The following is a 19602-nucleotide window of genomic DNA, read 5'->3' as shown; positions in this document are numbered from 1 at the left end:
GCGGGCTTTCAGCGCAGCGTGCCCGGCGGCACCAGGCCGCGGCGCGGGATCGGCGTCGAGAAGACGATCTGGGTGCGCGTCTCACCCCAGGCGTTGATCGAGCCGAGAAAGGCCTCCAGCGCCGGCAGGTCGGCGGCGACGACGGTCAGAAGATAGGAGTCGGCGCCGGCGACGTGGTGGCATTCCAGCACCTCGGCGGCGCGGCCGATCTGCTCGAGGAAAGCCTTCTTCGCCGCCTGGCCGGCGACGGTGAGGCCGACGATCGCACGCACCGTGTAACCCGCACGGGCCGCGTCGAGGTCGGCGACGACGCCGCGCACGACGCCGGCGTCCTGCAGCCGCTTCAGGCGTTCGGCCGTCGCCGGGATCGACAGCCCGGCGGCCTCGGCCAGCACCTTCAGCGGGGCACGGCCGTCGCGCTGCAGCGCGAGCAGCAGCTTCCAGGCTTTGTCGTCGAGCACGTTTTCAGTCATGCGGCAGTTTGGCCTGAAATTTTAGTCAGCCGCAACAATATTGCCTGAATAATCGCCTGGATCCACCGCCAAAGGCTTCGCACAATGAAGCCGTGGACGCTCAACTCACCCTCTTCCTGCAATCCGCCACGATCGGCCTGTCGATCGCCGCGCCGGTGGGCCAGATCGGCCTGTTGGCGATCCAGCGCACGCTGCAGTACGGCGCCGCCGCCGGCATCGCCACCGGGCTGGGCGCGGCGGTCGCCGACGCGATCTACGGCGCCGTCGGCGCCTTCGGCGTCACGGCGCTGATCGCCTTTCTCGTCGAGCAGCGCACGCTGCTGGCCGGCGGCGGCTCGGCGCTGCTGCTGTGGATGGCCTGGCGCATCGCGCGCCAGCCGCCGGCGCGGCGCGCAGGCGGCCCCGGCGAACGGGCACCGCTGACGCGGCTCTTCGCCGGCACCTTCGTGCTGACGCTGGCCAACCCGACGACGATCCTGTCCTTCATCGCCGTCTTCGGCGCGCTGGCCGGCCGCAGCGCGGTCGCCTCGCCCTGGGTGATGGTGGCCGGCGTCGCCGCCGGCTCGGCGCTGTGGTGGTTCATCCTCGCCGGCGCCGTCGGCAGTCTGCGCACACGCTTCGACGCGCGCTGGCAGCACCGGGTCAACCTCGTGTCGGCCGCGCTGCTGGCCGGCTTCGCACTCTGGCAGCTGGTGGCGCTGCTGCGCTGACTCAGGCGGCGAGCACGCGCTGGAGCCAGGCCGCGACGGCATCGGGCGCGGCGTCGAGTTCGATCGTCTTGCGCCGCCCGGTCTGGCCGTGGGTCAGCCGCACCGCACGTTTGGGCAGGTCCAGTTCGTCGGCCAGCCAGGCGAGGAGCGTGTCGTTGGCCTTGCCGTCGACCGGCGGCGCGTTCAGGCGCACCCGCAGCGCGCCGTCGTGCAGCCCGTCGGCGCCGGTGCGGCGCGCGTTGGGCACGACCGCCACGCGCAGCCGGCTGGCCGCCGCGCCGGCCACGCTCAGGCACGGCGGCGCGTCGTTCACGCCGCGGTCTTGCGCGCCGGCGCCTTCTTCGCCGGCGGCCGTGCGGCACGCGGCTCGAACTCGAAGCCGACCTTGCCTTCCTTGGTGTCGTAGACGAGGAAGGCCTTGAACTTGCGTTTGGTCTTGTTCGAGACGAAGTCCTCCAGCAGCTTGGTGCGGCCGGTGGTCAGCAGGCGGGTCATCTCCTCATGCGTCACCGGCTGCTGCAGGATCACGGCGCCGCTCTTGAAGTCGCAGGTCGCGTGCGCGCCGACGGTGTGCTCGCAGACGTAGCTCGTGCCGTGTTCGTAGACGTGGCCGCGGCATTTCGGGCACGGGCCCAGGCTCTGGCGGCCGCTGAAGTCCACCTCCTCGGCCTCGCCCTCCCCGGGTTTGTCGTCGTCGCCGAAGTCGAACTCCAGCTTCCAGTTGCCGATCTCCTCGTCGCGCACGATGCGCAGCTCGGCGCTGAACGGCCAGCCGGCCTTGGAGCGGAAGCCTTCCAGCGGCCCCAGGCGCTTGTCGCGCAGCAGGGCGTCGGCCTCGGCGAGCTCGAAGGTGCGGCCGGCCGGCAGCTTGGTGATGCTGAAGCCGCAGCCGCTGCCTTCGGGCGAACCGGCGGCGCCGGTGCAGGCGAAGCGGCGGTAGTTCTCCTTGACCACGCCGCCGCAGTTCGGACACGGCGTGGCCAGCGTCGCGTAGTCGCCGGGAATCGTGTCGCGGTCGTACTCCTTGGCCTTCTTGACGATGCGCTCGGCCATCTTGGCGATCTCGGCCATGAAGCGCTCGCGGCTGAGCTTGCCGTGCTCCATCTGCGACAGCTGGTACTCCCAGTTGCCGGTCAGCTCGGGCTTGGTCAGATCCTCGATCGCCAGGCCGCGCAGCAGCGTCATCAGCTGGAAGGCCTTGGCGGTGGGCTGCAGCTCGCGGCCTTCGCGCAGCATGTACTTCTCGAGGATCAGGCCTTCGATGATCGCGGCGCGTGTCGCCGGCGTGCCCAGGCCCTTCTCGGCCATCGCCTGGCGCAGCTCGTCGTCGTCGATCAGCTTGCCCGCGCCTTCCATCGCCGACAGCAGCGTCGCCTCGGTGTAGCGCGCCGGCGGCTTGGTCTTCAGCTGCTTGACGTCCACGCCCTCGGTGCGCACGGTCTCGCCCTGCGTCACCGGCACGAGGTTGGCGTCCTCGTCCTGGGCTTCCTTGCCGTAGACGGCCAGCCAGCCCGGGTTGACCAGCACCTTGCCGTTGGTCTGGAAGTGGTGCGTCGCCTCGGCCACGGCGACCTTGCTGATGCGCGTCGTGACCATGTACTCGGCCGCCGGATAGAACACGGCGATGAAACGCTTGACGACCAGGTCGTAGAGCTTGGCCTCGATCTCGGTCAGGCTCTTCGGGGCCTGCAGCGTCGGGATGATGGCGAAGTGGTCCGAGACCTTGGTGTTGTCGAAGACACGCTTGGTCGGCTTCACGTAGCCCGCAGCCAGCCCCTTGCGCGCGTGCTGCGACAGCAGCGCCAGCGGGCCCGGCAGGTCTTCGTCGGCCAGCATCGAGAAGGTCTGCTTGACAACGTCGACGTAGTCCTCGGGCAGCGCGCGCGAGTCGGTCCGCGGGTAGGTCAGCACCTTGTGCTTCTCGTACAGCGCCTGGGCGATCGACAGCGTGGTCTTGGCCGAGAAGCCGAAACGCGAGTTGGCCTCGCGCTGCAGCGTCGTCAGGTCGTACAGCAGCGGGCTGCTCTGCGAGCTGGGCTTGGCCTCCTCGGTGACGGTGGCCGGCTGGCCGCGCACGGCGGCGGCGATGGCCTGGGCATCGGCCTCGTTCCACAGGCGGTCGGCGCGTGCTTCCGCGTCGTCCGGGTTCTTCTTCCACTTCGGGTCGAACCACTTGCCCTCGTACTGCCCGGCCTGGGCGTCGAAGGCCGCGCGCACTTCCCAGTAGTCGCGTGCGACGTGCTTGCGGATCTTCTCCTCGCGCTCGACGACGATCGACAGCGTCGGCGTCTGCACCCGGCCCACCGTGGTGAGGAAGAAGCCGCCGTCGCGCGAGTTGAAGGCCGTCATCGCGCGCGTGCCGTTGATGCCGACGAGCCAGTCGGCCTCCGAGCGGCTGCGCGCCGCGTCGGCCAGGCCCTGCATCTGCTCGTCGCTGCGCAGCTTGTCGAAGCCGTCGCGGATCGCCTGCGGCGTCATGCTCTGCAGCCACAGGCGGCGGATCGGCTTGGCGAAGGGCTTGCCGGCCGCCGCGTACTGGACGATCAGGCGAAAGATCAGCTCGCCCTCGCGCCCCGCGTCGCAGGCGTTGACGAGCTCGGTGACGTCCTTGCGCTTGACCAGCTTGACCACCGCCGACAGCCGCGACTTGGACTTGTCGATCGGCGCCAGCTCGAAATGCGGCGGCACCACCGGCAGGTGGGCGAAGCTCCACTTGCCGCGTTTGACGTCGTAGGCCTCGGGGGCCTTGATCTCCACGAGGTGGCCGACCGCCGAGGTGACGACGTACTGGTCGTTCTCGAAATGGTCGGCGTGTTTTTCGAACTTGCCGGCGACCGGCGTCAGCGCACGCGCGATGTCCTGCGCGACGCTGGGCTTCTCCGCAATGATGAGAGTCTTGGTCATGTCTGCCTTGGCTCACGGCGACGCAAGCCGTGCCTACAATCCGCCGTCTTTCGCGCGCACGCACACACACGCGCGCGCCCCTGTAATTTCAATGTACCCAATGAAGAAGACCGTGCAACCGGCGGCGCCAAAGAGCGATTCGCGGCGCATCCAGGTGCGGCGCAGCGGGGTGCACGGCAAAGGGGTGTTCGCACTGCAGGCCATCGCCGCCGGCACCCGGCTGATCGAATACAAGGGCGAGCTGATCGGCTGGCCCGAGGCGCTGCGCCGCCACCCGCACGACCCGGCGCAGCCCAACCACACCTTCTACTTCCACGTCGACGACGGCCACGTCATCGACGCCAACGTCGGCGGCAACGCCTCGCGCTGGATCAACCACGCCTGCGACCCGAACTGCGAAGCCCAGCAGCTCGACGACGGCCGCGTCTTCATCGACGCGCTGCGCGACATCCTGCCCGGCGAGGAGCTGTTCTACGACTACGGCCTGGTGATCGACGAGCGCTACACCGCCAGGCTGAAGAAGGAATACGCCTGCCATTGCGGCAGCCCGAACTGCCGCGGCACGATGCTCGCACCCAAGCGCCGCTGACCCGATGGACGCGCCGGTTCCCACGCCTTTTCACGCCAGCGGCAGCGCGCCGCTGCGCTGGGGCGCCGAGGAGATCTGGCAGCAGCTGCAGCCGCTGCTGCCCGGCGTCAGCGTCGAGGTCGTCGCGCGCACCGACTCGACGAACACCCGGCTGATCGAACGTGCCCGCGCCCAGGCCGGGCAGCGCGACGCCCCGGTCACGCGGCCGGGCGAGCTGAAGGTGTTCGGCGAGCTGCCGCGCGCGCCCTACGGCCGCCGCGCAGGCGACACCGAGCCCTGCCTGCTGGTGGCCGAACACCAGACCGGCGGCCGCGGCCGCCTGGGCCGCGACTGGCTGGGCACGCCGGGCGCGTCGCTGACCTTCTCGCTGTCGCTGCCGCTGGCGCCGCGCGACTGGTCGGGGCTGTCGCTGGCCGTCGGCGTCGCGCTGGCCGAGGCGCTGGACACGGCGCCGCCGCGCATCGGGCTGAAGTGGCCCAACGACCTGTGGATCCTCGACGGCCCGGGCCGCGGCCGCAAGCTGGGCGGCATCCTGATCGAGACCGTGCCGGTCAACCAGCGCCGCATGTGCATCGTCGGCGTCGGCCTGAACGTGCTGCCGCAGCCGGCCGAGGGCCTGACGCACGGCTACGCCTGCCTGCAGGAGCTGGACGGTGACGCCAGCGCACCCCGCGCCCTGGCCGCGGTGGCTGCGCCGCTGGTCCGCGCGCTGCAGCGCTTCGAGGCCGAGGGTTTCGCCGCCTTCCAGGCCGGCTTCGAGCGCCGCGACCTGCTCGCCGGCATGCCGGTGACGACCACCGGGCCCGAGCCGATGCACGGCGTGGCCGAAGGCGTCGACGAACGTGGCGCCCTGCGTGTGCGCGCCGGCACGCTGCACACGCTGGTCAGCGGCGAGGTCAGCGTGCGCCTGCGGGACGGCGCATGCTGAGGGCCCTGGCCGCCCTGCTGATCGGCGCCAACCTGCTGTTCTTCGCCTGGGCGCGGGGCTGGCTCGACCCGGTCGTGCCGCCACCTCAGCACGGCCAGCGCGAACCGGCTCGGCTGGCGGCCCAGGTCCAGCCCGAGACGATCCGCCTCGTCGCCCCGGAGGCCGCCAGCGCCGCTGTCGCCACCGTCGCCTGCGTCGAGGCCGGCCCGTTCAGCGACGCCGACGTCGCCAGTGCCGAGCAGGCACTGATCGCCGCCGGCCTGCCCGGCGACCTGTGGAAACGCCGCGAGCTGCAGCAGCCGCCGGTCTGGCTGGTCTACATGGGACGTTTCACCGACTCGGCCCAGATGCGCGCGCGCAGCGACGCGCTACAGAAGCTGCGGGTGGCCTACGAGACGCTGGAGGCGCCGCCCGAACTGGCCCCCGGCCTCGTGCTGTCGCGCCACGACTCGCGCGAGGACGCCGAACGTGCACTCGCCGCCGTGTCGGCCAAGGGCGTGAAGACCGCGCGCGCCGTCGCGCTGCCGCCGCCACCGCTGCAGCACTGGCTGCGCATCGCACGCGCCGACGCCACGCTGCAGGGCCGCCTGGGCGAGACCGCGCTGCCCGGCGGCACCCGCTTCCACCGCTGCGCGCGCTGATAGCGCCGCGATGCCGCCACCGTTCGAGTACCAGAACCCGACGCTGCAGTTCGAGCGCTTCCTGGTCGCCGCGCGCGACCACGCCGGCCTGGCGACGACCAACATGGCCTGGAACATGGTGGTCGGCGTGCTGCACACCTTCCGCGACCACCTGACGCTGGAACAGGCAGTCGACTTCGCCCAGGTGCTGCCGCCAGTCGTGCGGGCACTGTTCACCGAGGACTGGGACCCGCGCCGATCGCCCACGCCCTTCGGTAGCCGCGCCGAACTGCTGGCCGAGGTGCGCGCCGTGCGCCGCGAGCACAACTTCTCGCCCGATCACGCGATCGAGGCCGTCGCGCGGGCCCTGCGCGAGCAGATCGATCCCTCCGCCTTCCAACGCGCCCTCGCGGCGCTGCCGCCGCCGGCACGCGACTACTGGGCGGCCTGAAGCCGGCCATGAAAAACGGCCCCGCGTGGGGGCCGTCTTCGAGTCCCGGCCACAGCCGGGTTCAGGGTCTTCAGGCCGCGATCACTCGCACCATTTCGAGGACCTTGCAGGAGTAGCCCCACTCGTTGTCGTACCAGGCGACGATCTTCACGAAGGTCTTGTCCAGCGCGATGCCGGCGTCGGCGTCGAAGACCGAGGTGCAGCTCTCGCCGCGGAAGTCGGTGGCGACGACCTTGTCGGTGGTGTAGCCGAGCACGCCCTTCATCGGGCCCTCGCTGGCGGCCTTCATCGCCGCGCAGATCTCCTCGTACGAGGTTTCCTTGTTCAGCTCGACGGTCAGGTCGACGACCGAGACGTCAGAGGTCGGCACACGGAAGGACATGCCGGTGAGCTTCTTGTTCAGCTCGGGGATGACCTTGCCGACGGCCTTGGCGGCGCCGGTGGAGCTGGGGATGATGTTCTCGAGGATGCCGCGGCCGCCGCGCCAGTCCTTGTTGCTCGGGCCGTCGACGGTCTTCTGCGTCGCGGTGGCGGCGTGCACCGTGGTCATCAGGCCGCGCTTGATGCCGAAGTTGTCGTTCAGCACCTTGGCGACCGGCGCCAGGCAGTTGGTCGTGCAGCTGGCGTTGGAGACGATGGCCTGGCCGGCGTAGGTCTTGTCGTTGACGCCGTAGACGAACATCGGCGTGTCGTCCTTGGACGGCGCGCTCATGATGACCTTCTTGGCGCCGGCGGCCAGATGCTTCTCGGCGGTTTCCTTGGTCAGGAAGAGGCCGGTGGACTCGACGACGATGTCGGCGCCGACCTCGCCCCACTTCAGCTCGGCCGGGTCCTTGATCGCGGTGAGGCGGATCTTCTTGCCGTTGACGATCAGCGTGTGGCCGTCGACCGAGATGTCGCCCTTGAAGCGGCCGTGCACGCTGTCGTACTGCAGCATGTAGGCCAGGTAGTCGGGTTCCAGCAGATCGTTGATCGCGACGACCTCGATGTCGTCGAAATGCTTGATCGCGGCGCGGAACACCATGCGCCCGATGCGGCCGAAGCCGTTGATGCCGATCTTGATGGTCATGTCGTCTCTCCTGAACGGTGAAGGTGAACGGGCTTCGGCGCCTGGGCGACCGGGCCTCGCGGACCGGCCGGCGCCACTAGGGAGCGATCTTGCCGCAGGCGGCGCGACGGGTCACGCGCCGCCCTGTAGGCGGTGGTGGGCAAAGGCGGGATGCGCCGGCCACCGGGTCAGCGGTCGAGCACCTTGCGCACGACCGCGGCGACGTTCTCCGGCGTGAAGCCGAAGAGCTTGAACAGCACGCCGGCCGGCGCGCTCTCGCCGTAGCGGTCGAGGCCGACGACGGCCGCGCAGCCGTACTTCCACCAGCCGTCGGTGACGCCGGCCTCGACGGCGATGCGCGGCAGCTTGGCCGGCAGCACCGAGAGCTTGTACTCGACGCTCTGGCGGTCGAAGGTCGTCGTGCTGGGCATGCTGACGACACGCACGGCGATGCCGGCGGCGGCCAGCTGGGCCTGCGCGTGCAGCGCCAGCTGCACCTCGCTGCCGGTGGCGATGATCACCGCCTGCGGCGCCTTCTTCAGGCCCACCTCGCCGGGCTCGGCGAGCACGTAGGCGCCCTTGCCGATGTCTTCCAGCGTCGCCTTGGGCGCGTAGGGCAGGTTCTGGCGCGACAGCAGCAGCGCCGTCGGGCGCTCGGTGTTGCCGATCGCCACCGTCCAGGCCACCGTCGTCTCGGCGGTGTCGGCCGGACGCCAGACGTCCAGGTTCGGGATCAGGCGCAGCGACGCGGCGTGCTCGACGCTCTGGTGCGTCGGGCCGTCCTCGCCCAGGCCGATCGAGTCGTGGGTGAAGACGTGCACGACACGCTGCTTCATCAGCGCGGCCATGCGGATCGCGTTGCGGCTGTAGTCGCTGAACGTGAGGAAGGTGCCGCCGTAGGGGATGAAGCCGCCGTGCAGCGCGACGCCGTTCATCACCGCCGCCATGCCGAACTCGCGCACGCCGTAGTTGATGTGGCGGCCGCCGTTGGCCGCGCCGTCGTCGCCGAAACGCAGCGCCGGCGTCGAGCTGGTGTTGGTCAGGTTGGAGCCGGTCAGGTCGGCCGAGCCGCCGAGCAGCTCGGGCAGGGCCTTGGTGAAGGCTTCCAGGGCCAGCTGGCTGGCCTTGCGCGTGGCCACCGTCTCGGCCTTGTCGTGCGCGGCGATCGCGGCGTCGGCGGCGATGCGCGCGAAACCGGCGGGCAGCTCGCCCTTCATGCGGCGCTCGTACTCGGCGGCCAGCTCGGGGAAGGCGCTGCGGTAGGCGGCGAAAGCCTTGTTCCAGGCGGCCTGCGCGGCGGCGCCGGTCTTGCGCGCGTCCCAGGCGGCGTAGGCGGTCTTGGGCACGACGAAGGGCTCGTGGGTCCAGCCCAGGCCTTCGCGCACCAGCGCGATCTCGGCGGCACCCAGCGGCTCGCCGTGCGCCTTGGAGGTGCCGGCGCGGTTGGGCGAGCCCTTGCCGATCGTCGTCTTGCAGATCACCAGCGTCGGCTGGGTGGCCGAGGCGCGGGCCTGGGTCAGCGCGGCGTCGACGGCGGCGACGTCATGGCCGTCGACCGGGCCGACGACGTTCCAGCCGTAGGCGTCGAAGCGCTTGGCGACGTCGTCGACGTACCAGGGCGTGACCTGGCCGTCGATCGAGATGCCGTTGTCGTCGTACAGCGCGACCAGCTTGTTGAGCTTCCAGGCACCGGCCAGCGCGCAGGCTTCGTGGCTGATGCCTTCCATCAGGCAGCCGTCGCCGAGGAAGACGTAGGTGCGGTGGTCGACGATCTCGTGGCCCGGGCGGTTGAACTGCTGGGCCAGCAGCTTCTCGGCCAGCGCCATGCCGACGGCGTTGGTGATGCCCTGGCCCAGCGGGCCGGTCGTCGTCTCGACACCCGGCGTCACGTCGACCTCGGGGTGGCCCGGGGTCTTGCTGTGCAGCTGGCGGAAGTTGCGCAGTTCCTCGACCGGCAGGTCGTAGCCGCTCAGGTGCAGCAGCGCGTAGATCAGCATCGAGCCGTGGCCGTTGCTGAGCACGAAGCGGTCGCGCTCGGCCCACTTCGGGTCGGCCGGGTTGTGCCGGAGGTGGCGGCCCCAGAGCGCGACGGCCATCTCGGCCATGCCCATCGGGGCGCCGGGGTGGCCGGAGTTGGCTTGCTGCACCGCGTCCATCGCGAGCGCTCGCACCGCGTTGGCCATCAGCGCGGTGTCGGGGGAGGAAGTCTTGGCCATGCTGCGCCGGCGGCCGCGAGGGCGCCGTCGTGGGTGGAGAAAGCCGTCGATTCTAGGGCGCCCCTACACTGCCGGCCGATGAGCGCCCGAGCCCTGATCCTCGCCGCCGGCCGCGGCGAGCGCATGCGACCGCTGACCGACACCACGCCGAAGCCGCTGCTGCCGGTGCGTGGGCGGCCGATGATCGAGTGGCATCTGCTGGCGCTGGCGCGCGCCGGCGTGCGCGAGGTGGTCATCAACACCGCGTGGCGGGAGGAGCAGTTCCCGGCCGCGCTCGGCGACGGTTCGCGCTGGGGGCTCGTGATCCGCTGGTCGGCCGAGGGGGCCACGTACGGCGGCGCGCTGGAGACCGCCGGCGGCATCGCGACTGCGCTGCCGTGGCTGGCGCCGCACGGCGACGAAGCCTTCTGGGTCGTGTCCGGCGACATCGTCGCGCCGGACTTCGGCTTCGACGACGCCGAGCGCCGCCGCTTCGAGGACAGCGGCGACCTGGGCCACCTCTGGCTGGTGCCCAACCCCGAGTTCAACACCCGCGGCGACTTCGCGCTCGGCCCCGGCGGCCGTTTGTCGCGCGACGGCGAACGCGCCTGGACCTACGCCAACCTCGCGCTGCTGCGCCCGGCGATCGTCGCCGGGATCGAGACCGGCACGCGTGCGCCGCTGGGCCCGCCGCTGTTCGCCGCCGCCGCGGCGGGCCGCCTGTCGGGCGAGCCCTGGCGCGGCGAGTGGCACAACGTCGGCACGCCGGCGCAGCTCGCGGCGCTAGGCTGAGCGGCCCCGAAGGGCCGCCCCGGATCGGCCTCAGGTCCCGATGATCCCGCCGTCGTCCTTGGTGACGACGACCACCGTGGAACGCGGGCGCCCGCCGGGCAGCGGCGTGACGCCGTCGGCCTCGACCGTCCACTGCGCCTGCGGCCAGTTCGAGTACTGCGTCGGGTTGGCCGCCGTCGAGTCCTCGCCCGGGTGCTGGACGCCGACGAACATCGTGCGGCCGTCGGGCGTCATCGTCACGCCGGTGACCTCGGCGTGCGGCGGCGCGGTCAGGAAGCGGCGCGTGGCCCCGGTGGCCGGGTCGGCGCAGACCATGCAGTTGGCGCCGATGTGCACCCAGTCGCCCTCGGCGTTGCCGGCCTGGTCGGTCTGCACCCACAGGCGGCCGAAGGCATCGAACCACAGGCCGTCGGGCGCGCCGTAGTCGGCGCTGCCGTTCGGGTCGTCGGCGATGTCGCCGCGGTAGTCGTTGCTCGGCTTGGCGGTCTTGGTCGTCGCGCTGTCGCCGGCCTGCACGAACAGGTCCCAGGCGAAACGCGTCGCAGCGACGCTGCGGCCGGCTTCGCGCCAGCGGATGATGTGGCCGTAGACGTTGTCCTCGCGCGGGTTGGCCGCGTCCACCGGCGGGCGCGCCGAGGCGGCGGCGGTGCTGCCGTCGGCGGCGTTGGACGAGGCGGTGCTGGTGCCGCGGCGGTTGTTGTTGGTCAGCGTGCAATAGACCTCGATCTCGTCGAAACCGGCGATGCGCGGGCGCGCGCCGGTCCACTCCGGGCGGTCCATCATCGTCGCGCCGACGGCGTCGGCGGCCATGCGCGTCTTGATCAGGATCTTGGCCTGGACTTCGGCGTCGTCAGTGCCGGCGAAGTTCGGGTTGTCGCGCAGCTTGACGCCGTCGACGCCGACGGTGTCGGGCGCGAGCGCGAGCCAGACGCCCGTCAGGTCGCTGTCGAAACGCGCGACGTACAGCGTGCCTTCGTCGAGCAGTTGGCGGTTGGCCGCTCGCAGCGCCGGGTTGTAGCGGCGCTTGGCGACGTACTTGTAGATGTACTCGTTGCGCTCGTCGTCACCCATGTAGAAGGCGATCCGGCCGTCGGCGTCGACGACGTGCTGCACGCTCTCGTGCTTGAAGCGGCCGAGCGCGGTGCGCTTGACCGGCGTGCTGTCGGGGCGGAAGGGGTCGATCTCGACGACCCAGCCGAACAGGTGCGGCTCGTTCGGGTTGCCGCTGAGGTCGAAACGCGGGTCGGTGGTGTGCCAGCGATAGCCGTTGCCCGAGGCGCTGAGGCCGTAGCGGCGGTTGAGCTTGGCCGTTTCGGTGGCCGCCGAGGTGTCCAGCGTGCCGTTGGCGCCGAAGTTGCCGTTCCAGTTCTCCTCGCAGGTGAGGAAAGTGCCCCAGGGCGTCCAGCCGTGGGCGCAGTTGTTGATCGTGCCGTAGGCCACCGTGCCGTCGGTCGTGCCGCCGGTGGGCGTGGTCGCGGCGTCGGTGATCGTGAACTCGCGTGTCTTCAGCAGCGCGTGGCCGGCCGCCGGGCCGGAGATGCGCATGAAGGTGTTGGAGGTGATGCGCCGGCCGAAGGGCGAGCGCTTGACGACGCGCCACTGGCCGCGCAGACGCGCCGCCTCGACGACGGACACGCCGTGCGCGGCCTGCGACTTGCGCGTCTTGGCCAGCGTGTAGCCGGCGCCGACCAGGCCGTCGGCGTGCAGCACTTCCTCGTGCGTGTACTCGTTGTTCACGCACAGCAGGCCGTGCTCGGGGTTCTCGCTGCCGTCGCGGCGCGGGAACGGGAAGAAGTGCATGCCGTCGTTGTGCATGCCGAACTGCAGCGCCTGCTCGGCGGCGCTCTCGCGTGCGTCGCCGGCGAAGGCCGGGCCGCCCGGCATGATCGGGTCGCCCCAGGCGACGAAGGCACGCGCGGTGTAACCCGCCGGCACGGTCACGCGGTCGGCCACCGGGGCCAGGCTGGGCGGCACGCTGGTGAAGCCGATGCCCGGCAGGCCGGACGAGGCGGTGGCGCGTTCCAGCGGGCGCGCCTCGACGCTGTCGACCAGGCCCCCCAGCGTCAGCCCGCCGGCCGAGGCCAGCGCCGCGGCGCCCAGGCCGCGGCCGACGAAACGCCGGCGCGCCGGGTCGACGGCGTCGACGACGGCGTGGATGTCACGCGCCGTCGACGGGTTGAGGGAGACATCGTTGCGCGGATGCTGCTTGCCCTTCATGCCTGGCTCCTGCTGGGGTGCTGGGCAGGCGGGGGCCTGCCGCGAAAGCCCGGATGCTCCCGGGCGCTCGCGACAGAGACATGACAAACGTCAGTCCACTAGACCCTGGGTAACCCCATTGATGCGGGACAGGATCTCCGGCGTCAGACGCTCGACCAGCGCCATCGCGCCCAGGTTGGCCTTCAGCTGATCGACACGCGAGGCGCCGGTGATGACGCTGCTGACCCGCGGGTTGCAGGCCGCCCAGGCGATCGCCAGCTGGGCCAGCGTGCCGCCGAGTTCAGCGGCGATCGGCTCGAGCTGGGCGACGGCCGCGTTCTTCGCCGCGTCGGTCAGGCCGTCGCGCAGGAAGGCCATGCTGTCCATCGCGCCGCGGCTGCCGGCGGGCACGCCGCCGCGGTACTTGCCGGTCAGCAGGCCCGACGCGAGCGGGCTCCAGGTCGTCAGGCCCAGGCCCAGATCCTCGTAGAGCCGGGCGTATTCCTGCTCGACACGGCGGCGGTGGAACAGGTGGTACTGCGGCTGCTCGACGACCGGCTTGTGCCAGCCGTGGCGCTCGGCCAGCTCCCAGGCGGCGCGGATGTCGGCGGCGCTCCATTCGCTGGTGCCCCAGTACAGCGCCTTGCCCTGCACGATGAGGTCGTTCATCGCGCGCGCGGTCTCCTCGATCGGCGTGTTCGGGTCGGGGCGGTGGCAGTAGATGACGTCGATGAAGTCCAGGCCGAAACGCTGCAGCGAGGCGTCGACGGCCTGCATCAGGTACTTGCGGTTCAGCGTGTCCTTGCGATTGACGGCCTCGCCCTGGCGGTCCAGGCCCCAGAAGTACTTGCTGGTGACGACGTAGTTCAGCCGCGGCCAGCCCAGGCGGCGCAGCGCCTGACCCATCACGAGCTCGCTCTGGCCGCCGGCATAGGCCTCGGCGTTGTCGAAGAAGTTGACGCCGGCGTCGTAGGCGGCGGCCATCATCTCGACGGCGGCGTCGACGTCGACCTGGTTGTGGTACGTGACCCAGGAGCCCAGCGAGAGCGCGCTGACGCGCAGGCCGGAGCGGCCCAGACGGCGGTATTGCATGCGGTGATCCGACGGATGAAAGGAATGCGGCCGATGCTAGTGGGTCGCTGCGGCGACAGCAGCGCCCGCACCGGGCAGCCACAATCGGCGCGATGGGAACGCTTTACCTCGTGCGCCACGGCCAGGCCTCGTTCGGCGCCGACGACTACGACGTGCTGAGCGAACTCGGCCATCGCCAGTGCCGCCAGCTCGGCATCTGGTTCCGCGAGCGCGGCATCACGTTCGAGGCCGCGTTCCACGGTTCGCTCAAGCGCCAGCGCGCCTCCTGCGAGGCGATCGCCGAAGGCCACGGCGCGGTGCCGCCGGCGGCGCTGCGGCCGCAGCTCGACGAATACGACAGCCTGGCGCTGCTGAAGGCCACCCACCCCGAGCCGCTGCCGGCGGCCGACACGCCCGAGTCCTACCGCCAGTACTTCCAGCTGCTGCGCACGGCGCTGGGGCGCTGGATGGCCGGCGAGATCGCGCCCGCCGGCATGCCGAGTTACGCCGACTGGCGCGCCGGCATCGTCGGCGTGCTCGACGAGGTGCAGCGCGTGCAGGGCGGCAACGTGCTGCTGGTGGCCAGCGGCGGGCCGATCTGCACCGCCGTCGGCCACCTGCTGCGCACGCCGCACGAGGTGACGATCGACCTCAACCTGCGCATCCGCAACAGCGCGCTGACCGAAGTCGCGATCACGCCGAAGCGGCTGATGCTCGTCGCCTTCAACCACCTGCCGCACCTGGACCATCCGGAACGCCGGGGCTGGGTGACCTCGACCTGAGCGGGCCCAAGCCGGCCGGCGAGAATCGGGCGATGCACGAGGTCCACATCGCCGTCGTCGGCGCCGGCCCGGTCGGGCTGGCGCTGGCCCTGCACGCCGCGCGGCTGCTGCCGGCGGCGCGCATCACCGTCTTCGACGCCCGCCCGGCGACACACGACGTCGCCGCCGACCCGCGCACGCTGGCGCTGTCGCTGGGCAGCGTGCAGTTCCTGCAGCGCCTCGTCGGCTGGGCACCGCCGCAGCCGATCGCCGAGGTGCAGGTCTCGCAGCAGCCGCCGTCCTTCGGCGACGCCGAGGTGCGCATCCGCGCCGCCGAGATGGGCGTGCCGCTGCTCGGCGCGGTGGCGACGTATGGCGAAGTCGTCGCGCCGCTGCAGCGCGGCTGGGAGGCGGCCGTGGCCGCCGAGCCGCGCCGGCTGCGGCTGCGCCTGGGCACCGCGGTGCAGGCGGTCAAGCCGATGGCCGGCGGCGTCGAGCTCGACGCCGACATCGCCGAGTGTTTCGACCTCGCGGTCGTCGCCGAAGGCGGCGTCTTCGCCGGCCAGGTGCGCAAGGCCGTCGTGCACGACTACCGCCAGACGGCCTGGGTCGGCACGCTGGCGCTGGACGGGCTGCCGCCGGGCGTGGCCTTCGAACGTTTCACGCGCGACGGTCCGCTGGCGCTGCTGCCACGCGCCGACGGCCGCGCCTCGCTGGTCTGGTGCGTGCCCAGCGACGACGACCCGGTGCGCCCGCTGGCCGCGCGCCAGCGCCTGGCGCTGCTGGCCGAGCGCCTGCCGGCCGCCGCCGGGCGTCCGCGCGAGATCACGCCGCTGAAGGACTTCGCGCTCGGCCTGAACGCCGAACGCACGCTGGTCGACGGCCGCTCGGTGCGCATCGGCAACGCCGCGCAGACGCTGCACCCGGTCGCCGGCCAGGGCCTGAACCTGGGGCTGCGCGACGCGCACGAACTGGTCGCCGCGCTGCGCCATGCCGCCGACGTCGACGCCGCGCTGGCGCGGGTCGAATGGGCACGTTCGCCCGACCGCTGGGCGACGATCGCGACGACCGACTTCCTGGCGCGCAGCTTCACCTGGCAGCTGCCCGGGCTGGGCCTGGCACGCGGTCTCGGGCTGGCAGCGCTGCAGCAGGTCGCGCCGGCGCGCCATTGGCTGGCACGCAGGATGATGTTCGGATCGCGCTGACTACAGCCGCCGGTGCGCCAGCGCCGGCAGCTGAGTGCGCACCTCGGCCAGGCGCTGCGGCGAGACCTCGGCGAGCACGACGCCTTCGCCTTCCGGGCGCACCGCCAGCACCTCGCCCCAGGGGTCGGCGACGAGGCTGTGGCCCCAGGTGCGGCGGCCGCTCTCGTGCTGGCCGCCTTGCGCCGGCGCGAGCACGTAGCACTGGTTCTCGACGGCGCGGGCGCGCAGCAGCAGCTCCCAGTGCGCGCGGCCGGTGGTGTAGGTGAAGGCCGCCGGCACGCACAGCAGGTCGCAGGGCGGCGCCATCAGCGCGCGGTACAGCTCGGGGAAACGCAGGTCGTAGCAGACCGACAGGCCGACACGCAGCGGCCCGCACTGCAGCGCCACCGGGGTGTCGCCGGGCGCCAGCGTCGTCGCCTCGGCATAACGCTCGCGGCCGTTGTCGAAGGCGAAGAGGTGGATCTTGTCGTAGTGCGCGGCTTCGACGCCGTCGGGCCCGTAGACGCAGCAGCGGTTGTAGACACGCAGGCCGTCGGGCGCACGCAGCGGCAGCGTGCCGCCGACCAGCCAGACGCCGTGGCGGCGCGCGATGTCGGCGAGGAAACGCTGGATCGCGCCGTCGCCCTCGGGCTCGGCAAACGGCAGCTTGTCGGTGTCGCGCAGGCCGATCAGGCAGAAGTACTCGGGCAGCGCGACGAGACCGGCGCCGGCGGCGGCGGCTTCGCCGACCAGGCGGGCGGCGGCTTCGAGATTGCGCCCGAGATCGGGCGTGCTGACCATCTGGACGGCGGCGACCTTCATGGGGCCATTCTGCTTCAGCGCCATAGCAGATCGCCATCGGCCCTGCCGCCTGCACGCCGAGGGCCTTCAGCGCAGAATCGGCGCCCTCGACAAGAGCAAAGACCTTCGGAGGGTCGTCCATGTCAGCCGTCCAGAGCGCCGCCGTGTCAGCGGCGCACAGCCGTTTCGTGCAGCGCATCCGGCGCCGCTACGAAGCCGAGCGTGCGTTGCTGCCGCCGGGAGCGCCCGGTTTCGAGACCATCGTCGCGCTCGTCGCCACGCTGCGCGAACGCGGCCGCGAGCTGCCGTCCGCGCTGCGTGTCGCACGCCAGCTGGTACTCGAACGCCTGGCGGTACTCGACGTCGAGCAGGCAGCGCCGCTGGACACCGTCACCGCGACGATGACCTGGCTGGCCGAGGCAACGCTGGACCTGGCACTGGCCCAGGCAAGACAGGACGCCGACGAACGCTACGGCGCGGCGCTGGACGCCGAAGGCCAGCCGGTGGACCTGTGGATCATCGGCATGGGCAAGCTCGGCGCGCGCGAGCTCAACGTCTCGTCGGACATCGACCTGATCTACGTCTACGAGGACGAAGGCCAGACCACGGGCGAGCGCCCGGTCTCGTTCCACGAGTACTTCGCCTTCGTCGCCAAGCGCCTGTACGCGCTGATCGGCGAGACCACCGAGGACGGCTTCGTCTTCCGCGTCGACCTGGCGCTGCGGCCCAACGGCAACTCCGGGCCGCCGGTCGTCAGCCTGGGCATGCTGGAGGAGTACTTCCAGGTCCAGGGCCGCGAGTGGGAGCGTTTCGCCTGGCTGAAGAGCCGCATCGTCGCGCCGCGCGCGGCCGTCGGCACCCAGCGCGCGCTGGCGCTGCGCTCACTGGTCACGCCCTTCGTCTACCGGCGCTACCTGGACTACGGCGTCTTCGAGGGCCTGCGCCAGCTGCACCGCAAGATCCGCGACGAGGCCCAGCGCCGCGCTGCCGGCCGCCCGGAGCGCGCCAACGACGTCAAGCTGTCGCGCGGCGGCATCCGCGAGATCGAGTTCATCGTCCAGCTGATGCAGGTCGTGCGCGGCGGCCAGTTCCCCGAGATCCGCACACGCAGCACCTTGCGTGCACTGGGCAAGCTGGCCGCCGGCGGGCTGATGTCGGCCGAGACCGCGCAGCGCCTGGCCGACGCCTACGTGCTGCTGCGCTGCATCGAGCACCGCATCCAGTACCTGGACGACCAGCAGACGCACCTGCTGCCCACCGGCGACGAGGACCTGGCCTGGATCGCCGCCAGCCTGGCCCCGGACGGCGGCGACACCGGCACCATGCTCGACCGCCTCTGCGAGGCGCGCGAGACCGTGGCCGCCGAGTTCGACGCACTGCTGATGGAAGGCGCCGGGGGTGGCAACGGCCACGGCCGCAACGGCTGCCGCCAGTGCGGCGGCGGGCCGCTGCCGATCGACAGCGAGCAGCTGCTCGAGAAGATGCCGCCGGCGCTGGCCGAGCGCCTGCGCCACTGGGCGACGCAGCCGCGTGTGCAGGCGCTGCGCGACGAGAGCCGGCTGCGCCTGGGCCGGCTGATGCAGGCCGCGGCGCGCGGCATCGCCGACGGCGGCTGCACCGAGCAGGCGGCGCTGCGGTTCGTCGACTGGGTCGAGCCGCTGCTGCGCCGCGAGAGCTACCTCGCGCTGCTCGCCGAGCGCCCCGAGGTCCAGCGCCGGCTGCTGCGCCTGCTGGGCCTGGCGCGCTGGCCGATGCAGTACCTGATGCGCCACCCGGGCGTCATCGACGAGCTGGCCGACACGCGGCTGCAGCACCAGCGTTTCGACCGCGAGAGCTTCGCCGCCGAGCTCGAAGAGCGCCGCGCCGCCTGGGACCGTGCCGGCGAGTGCGACGAGGAGCGGCTGCTGGACATGCTGCGCCAGGCGCACCACGCCGAGGTCTTCCGCACGCTGGTGCGCGACGTCGAGGGCGAGCTGACGGTCGAGCAGGTCGCCGACGACCTGTCGGCGCTGGCCGACACGATGCTCGCCGTCACCGTGCGCTGGGCCTGGAGCGGCTTGCGCCAGGCCCACCGCGAGCAGCCGGCGCTGGCCGTCATCGCCTACGGCAAGCTCGGCGGCAAGGAGCTGGGCTACGGCAGCGACCTCGACGTCGTCTTCCTCTTCGACGACGCCGACGAGGCCGACCCGGCACGCGCGCAGGAGATCTACGGCGCCTTCGTGCGCAAGCTGATCACCTGGCTGACGCTGCGCACCGCCGCCGGCGAGCTGTTCGACATCGACACCGCGCTGCGGCCCAACGGCAACTCCGGGCTGCTGGTGACCTCGATCGCCTCGTTCGAGCGCTACCAGGTCGGCCGCGGCAGCAACACCGCGTGGACCTGGGAGCACCAGGCGATCACACGCGCACGCTGCGCCGCCGGCAGCCCGGCGCTGGCCACGGCCTTCGACGCCACGCGGCGCGCGGTGCTGGTGGCCGAACGCGACCCGCAGGCGCTGCGCGAGGAGATCGGCGCGATGCGCCGCAAGGTGCGCGACGCGCATCCGGTGCGTGCCGGGCGCTACGACGTCAAGCACTCGCCGGGCGGCATGATGGACGTCGAGTTCGCCGTCCAGTACCTGGTGCTGGCGCATTCGCGCACCCACCCGGCGCTGATCGGCAACCTCGGCAACATCGCGCTGCTGCACATCGCCGAGGACGGCGGCCTGCTGCCGGCCGGCGTCGGCCGCGCCGCCGCCGACGCCTACCGCGAGCTGCGCCGCGCGCAGCACACCGCGCGCCTGGACGAACAGCCGACGCAGTTCGAGCCCGAAGGGCTGGCGCCGCAGCGCGACGCGGTGCTGGCGCTCTGGCGCGCCGTCTTCGGCGCAGGCTGACCC

17 protein-coding genes are annotated in these 19602 nt (G+C 71.8%); 9 read left to right on the top strand and 8 right to left on the bottom strand.

Annotated features, from left to right (window positions below):
* Positions 1-8 precede the first annotated feature (8 nt).
* On the bottom strand, positions 9-473 hold the full coding sequence (locus EV684_RS17340) for an Lrp/AsnC family transcriptional regulator (RefSeq protein ID WP_132648551.1): 465 nt from the start codon (positions 471-473) through the stop codon (positions 9-11).
* 92 nt (positions 474-565) lie between these two features.
* Here EV684_RS17340 and EV684_RS17335 point away from each other — a divergent pair, with 92 nt between their 5' ends.
* A complete protein-coding gene (locus tag EV684_RS17335) occupies positions 566-1183 on the top strand; it encodes a LysE/ArgO family amino acid transporter (RefSeq protein ID WP_132648550.1) in 618 nt (205 codons plus the stop codon).
* A 1-nt stretch (position 1184) separates the two neighbouring features.
* Here the strand turns inward: EV684_RS17335 and EV684_RS17330 are convergent, their stop codons facing one another.
* Positions 1185-1496: a DUF167 domain-containing protein gene (locus tag EV684_RS17330; protein ID WP_132648549.1), complete on the bottom strand. Its 312-nt coding sequence runs from the start codon at positions 1494-1496 to the stop codon at positions 1185-1187.
* Positions 1493-4087: a DNA topoisomerase III gene (locus EV684_RS17325; protein ID WP_132648548.1), complete on the bottom strand. Its 2595-nt coding sequence runs from the start codon at positions 4085-4087 to the stop codon at positions 1493-1495. The genes EV684_RS17330 and EV684_RS17325 overlap by 4 nt, the downstream gene beginning before the upstream one ends.
* A gap of 100 nt (positions 4088-4187) precedes the next feature.
* On the opposite strand from EV684_RS17325, the gene EV684_RS17320 reads away from it, so the two are divergent.
* The 4 genes from EV684_RS17320 to EV684_RS17305 are packed head-to-tail and all read left to right on the top strand — an operon-like array spanning position 4188 to position 6675.
* Positions 4188-4676: an SET domain-containing protein gene (locus tag EV684_RS17320; protein WP_132648547.1), complete on the top strand. Its 489-nt coding sequence runs from the start codon at positions 4188-4190 to the stop codon at positions 4674-4676.
* Positions 4677-4680: 4 nt separating this feature from the next.
* The gene (locus EV684_RS17315) at positions 4681-5604 is read left to right on the top strand and encodes a biotin--[acetyl-CoA-carboxylase] ligase (protein ID WP_132648546.1); all 924 of its coding nucleotides are present in this window, start codon (positions 4681-4683) and stop codon (positions 5602-5604) included.
* A complete protein-coding gene (locus tag EV684_RS17310) occupies positions 5598-6245 on the top strand; it encodes a hypothetical protein (protein ID WP_132648545.1) in 648 nt (215 codons plus the stop codon). The genes EV684_RS17315 and EV684_RS17310 overlap by 7 nt, the downstream gene beginning before the upstream one ends.
* A 10-nt stretch (positions 6246-6255) precedes the next feature.
* Positions 6256-6675, top strand: coding sequence for a DUF2267 domain-containing protein (locus EV684_RS17305; protein WP_132648544.1), 420 nt, complete (start codon positions 6256-6258; stop codon positions 6673-6675).
* A gap of 70 nt (positions 6676-6745) precedes the next feature.
* Here the strand turns inward: EV684_RS17305 and gap are convergent, their stop codons facing one another.
* Positions 6746-7744: a type I glyceraldehyde-3-phosphate dehydrogenase gene (gap, locus tag EV684_RS17300; protein ID WP_132648543.1), complete on the bottom strand. Its 999-nt coding sequence runs from the start codon at positions 7742-7744 to the stop codon at positions 6746-6748.
* Positions 7745-7911: 167 nt separating this feature from the next.
* Positions 7912-9939 (bottom strand): transketolase, encoded by a 2028-nt coding sequence (gene tkt, locus EV684_RS17295; protein WP_132648542.1) that lies wholly within the window; start codon positions 9937-9939, stop codon positions 7912-7914.
* A 78-nt stretch (positions 9940-10017) separates the two neighbouring features.
* Here tkt and EV684_RS17290 point away from each other — a divergent pair, with 78 nt between their 5' ends.
* Positions 10018-10710 (top strand): nucleotidyltransferase family protein, encoded by a 693-nt coding sequence (locus tag EV684_RS17290; protein ID WP_132648541.1) that lies wholly within the window; start codon positions 10018-10020, stop codon positions 10708-10710.
* A gap of 30 nt (positions 10711-10740) precedes the next feature.
* On the opposite strand, the gene EV684_RS17285 is transcribed toward EV684_RS17290, so the two are convergent.
* Together EV684_RS17285 and EV684_RS17280 are read right to left on the bottom strand one after the other, a co-directional pair.
* The gene (locus tag EV684_RS17285; RefSeq protein ID WP_132648540.1) at positions 10741-12927 is read right to left on the bottom strand and encodes a PhoX family protein; all 2187 of its coding nucleotides are present in this window, start codon (positions 12925-12927) and stop codon (positions 10741-10743) included.
* Positions 12928-13017: 90 nt separating this feature from the next.
* On the bottom strand, positions 13018-13998 hold the full coding sequence (locus EV684_RS17280) for a potassium channel beta subunit family protein (RefSeq protein ID WP_132648539.1): 981 nt from the start codon (positions 13996-13998) through the stop codon (positions 13018-13020).
* Between the two features lie 92 nt (positions 13999-14090).
* Here EV684_RS17280 and EV684_RS17275 point away from each other — a divergent pair, with 92 nt between their 5' ends.
* Together EV684_RS17275 and EV684_RS17270 are read left to right on the top strand one after the other, a co-directional pair.
* Positions 14091-14759 carry a histidine phosphatase family protein gene (locus tag EV684_RS17275; protein WP_132648538.1) on the top strand — a complete coding sequence of 223 codons (669 nt, stop codon included), beginning with the start codon at positions 14091-14093 and terminating at the stop codon, positions 14757-14759.
* A gap of 32 nt (positions 14760-14791) precedes the next feature.
* Positions 14792-15943, top strand: coding sequence for an FAD-dependent monooxygenase (locus EV684_RS17270; protein WP_132648537.1), 1152 nt, complete (start codon positions 14792-14794; stop codon positions 15941-15943).
* Here the strand turns inward: EV684_RS17270 and EV684_RS17265 are convergent, their stop codons facing one another.
* Positions 15944-16744 (bottom strand): carbon-nitrogen hydrolase family protein, encoded by an 801-nt coding sequence (locus EV684_RS17265; RefSeq protein ID WP_132648536.1) that lies wholly within the window; start codon positions 16742-16744, stop codon positions 15944-15946. It lies immediately after the preceding gene.
* Between the two features lie 119 nt (positions 16745-16863).
* On the opposite strand from EV684_RS17265, the gene glnE reads away from it, so the two are divergent.
* Positions 16864-19599, top strand: a complete 2736-nt coding sequence (glnE, locus tag EV684_RS17260) for a bifunctional [glutamate--ammonia ligase]-adenylyl-L-tyrosine phosphorylase/[glutamate--ammonia-ligase] adenylyltransferase (protein ID WP_132648535.1) — start codon at positions 16864-16866, stop codon at positions 19597-19599.
* Positions 19600-19602: the final 3 nt, after the last annotated feature.

Origin of the sequence: Rubrivivax gelatinosus (genome assembly GCF_004340905.1) — a bacterium.
Lineage (GTDB): Bacteria > Pseudomonadota > Gammaproteobacteria > Burkholderiales > Burkholderiaceae_C > Rubrivivax > Rubrivivax gelatinosus.
This window is presented reverse-complemented; position numbering and strand designations above follow the sequence as displayed.

What these genes read in the sequence shown, in the direction of transcription:
- EV684_RS17340 (WP_132648551.1), bottom strand. Translation starts at nt 473, where the DNA reads ATGACTGAAAACGTGCTCGACGACAAAGCCTGGAAGCTGCTGCTCGCG.
- EV684_RS17325 (WP_132648548.1), bottom strand. Translation starts at nt 4,087, where the DNA reads ATGACCAAGACTCTCATCATTGCGGAGAAGCCCAGCGTCGCGCAGGAC.
- EV684_RS17320 (WP_132648547.1), top strand. Translation starts at nt 4,188, where the DNA reads ATGAAGAAGACCGTGCAACCGGCGGCGCCAAAGAGCGATTCGCGGCGC.
- EV684_RS17315 (WP_132648546.1), top strand. Translation starts at nt 4,681, where the DNA reads ATGGACGCGCCGGTTCCCACGCCTTTTCACGCCAGCGGCAGCGCGCCG.
- EV684_RS17310 (WP_132648545.1), top strand. Translation starts at nt 5,598, where the DNA reads ATGCTGAGGGCCCTGGCCGCCCTGCTGATCGGCGCCAACCTGCTGTTC.
- EV684_RS17305 (WP_132648544.1), top strand. Translation starts at nt 6,256, where the DNA reads ATGCCGCCACCGTTCGAGTACCAGAACCCGACGCTGCAGTTCGAGCGC.
- gap (WP_132648543.1), bottom strand. Translation starts at nt 7,744, where the DNA reads ATGACCATCAAGATCGGCATCAACGGCTTCGGCCGCATCGGGCGCATG.
- tkt (WP_132648542.1), bottom strand. Translation starts at nt 9,939, where the DNA reads ATGGCCAAGACTTCCTCCCCCGACACCGCGCTGATGGCCAACGCGGTG.
- EV684_RS17290 (WP_132648541.1), top strand. Translation starts at nt 10,018, where the DNA reads ATGAGCGCCCGAGCCCTGATCCTCGCCGCCGGCCGCGGCGAGCGCATG.
- EV684_RS17285 (WP_132648540.1), bottom strand. Translation starts at nt 12,927, where the DNA reads ATGAAGGGCAAGCAGCATCCGCGCAACGATGTCTCCCTCAACCCGTCG.
- EV684_RS17280 (WP_132648539.1), bottom strand. Translation starts at nt 13,998, where the DNA reads ATGCAATACCGCCGTCTGGGCCGCTCCGGCCTGCGCGTCAGCGCGCTC.
- EV684_RS17275 (WP_132648538.1), top strand. Translation starts at nt 14,091, where the DNA reads ATGGGAACGCTTTACCTCGTGCGCCACGGCCAGGCCTCGTTCGGCGCC.
- EV684_RS17270 (WP_132648537.1), top strand. Translation starts at nt 14,792, where the DNA reads ATGCACGAGGTCCACATCGCCGTCGTCGGCGCCGGCCCGGTCGGGCTG.
- EV684_RS17265 (WP_132648536.1), bottom strand. Translation starts at nt 16,744, where the DNA reads ATGAAGGTCGCCGCCGTCCAGATGGTCAGCACGCCCGATCTCGGGCGC.
- glnE (WP_132648535.1), top strand. Translation starts at nt 16,864, where the DNA reads ATGTCAGCCGTCCAGAGCGCCGCCGTGTCAGCGGCGCACAGCCGTTTC.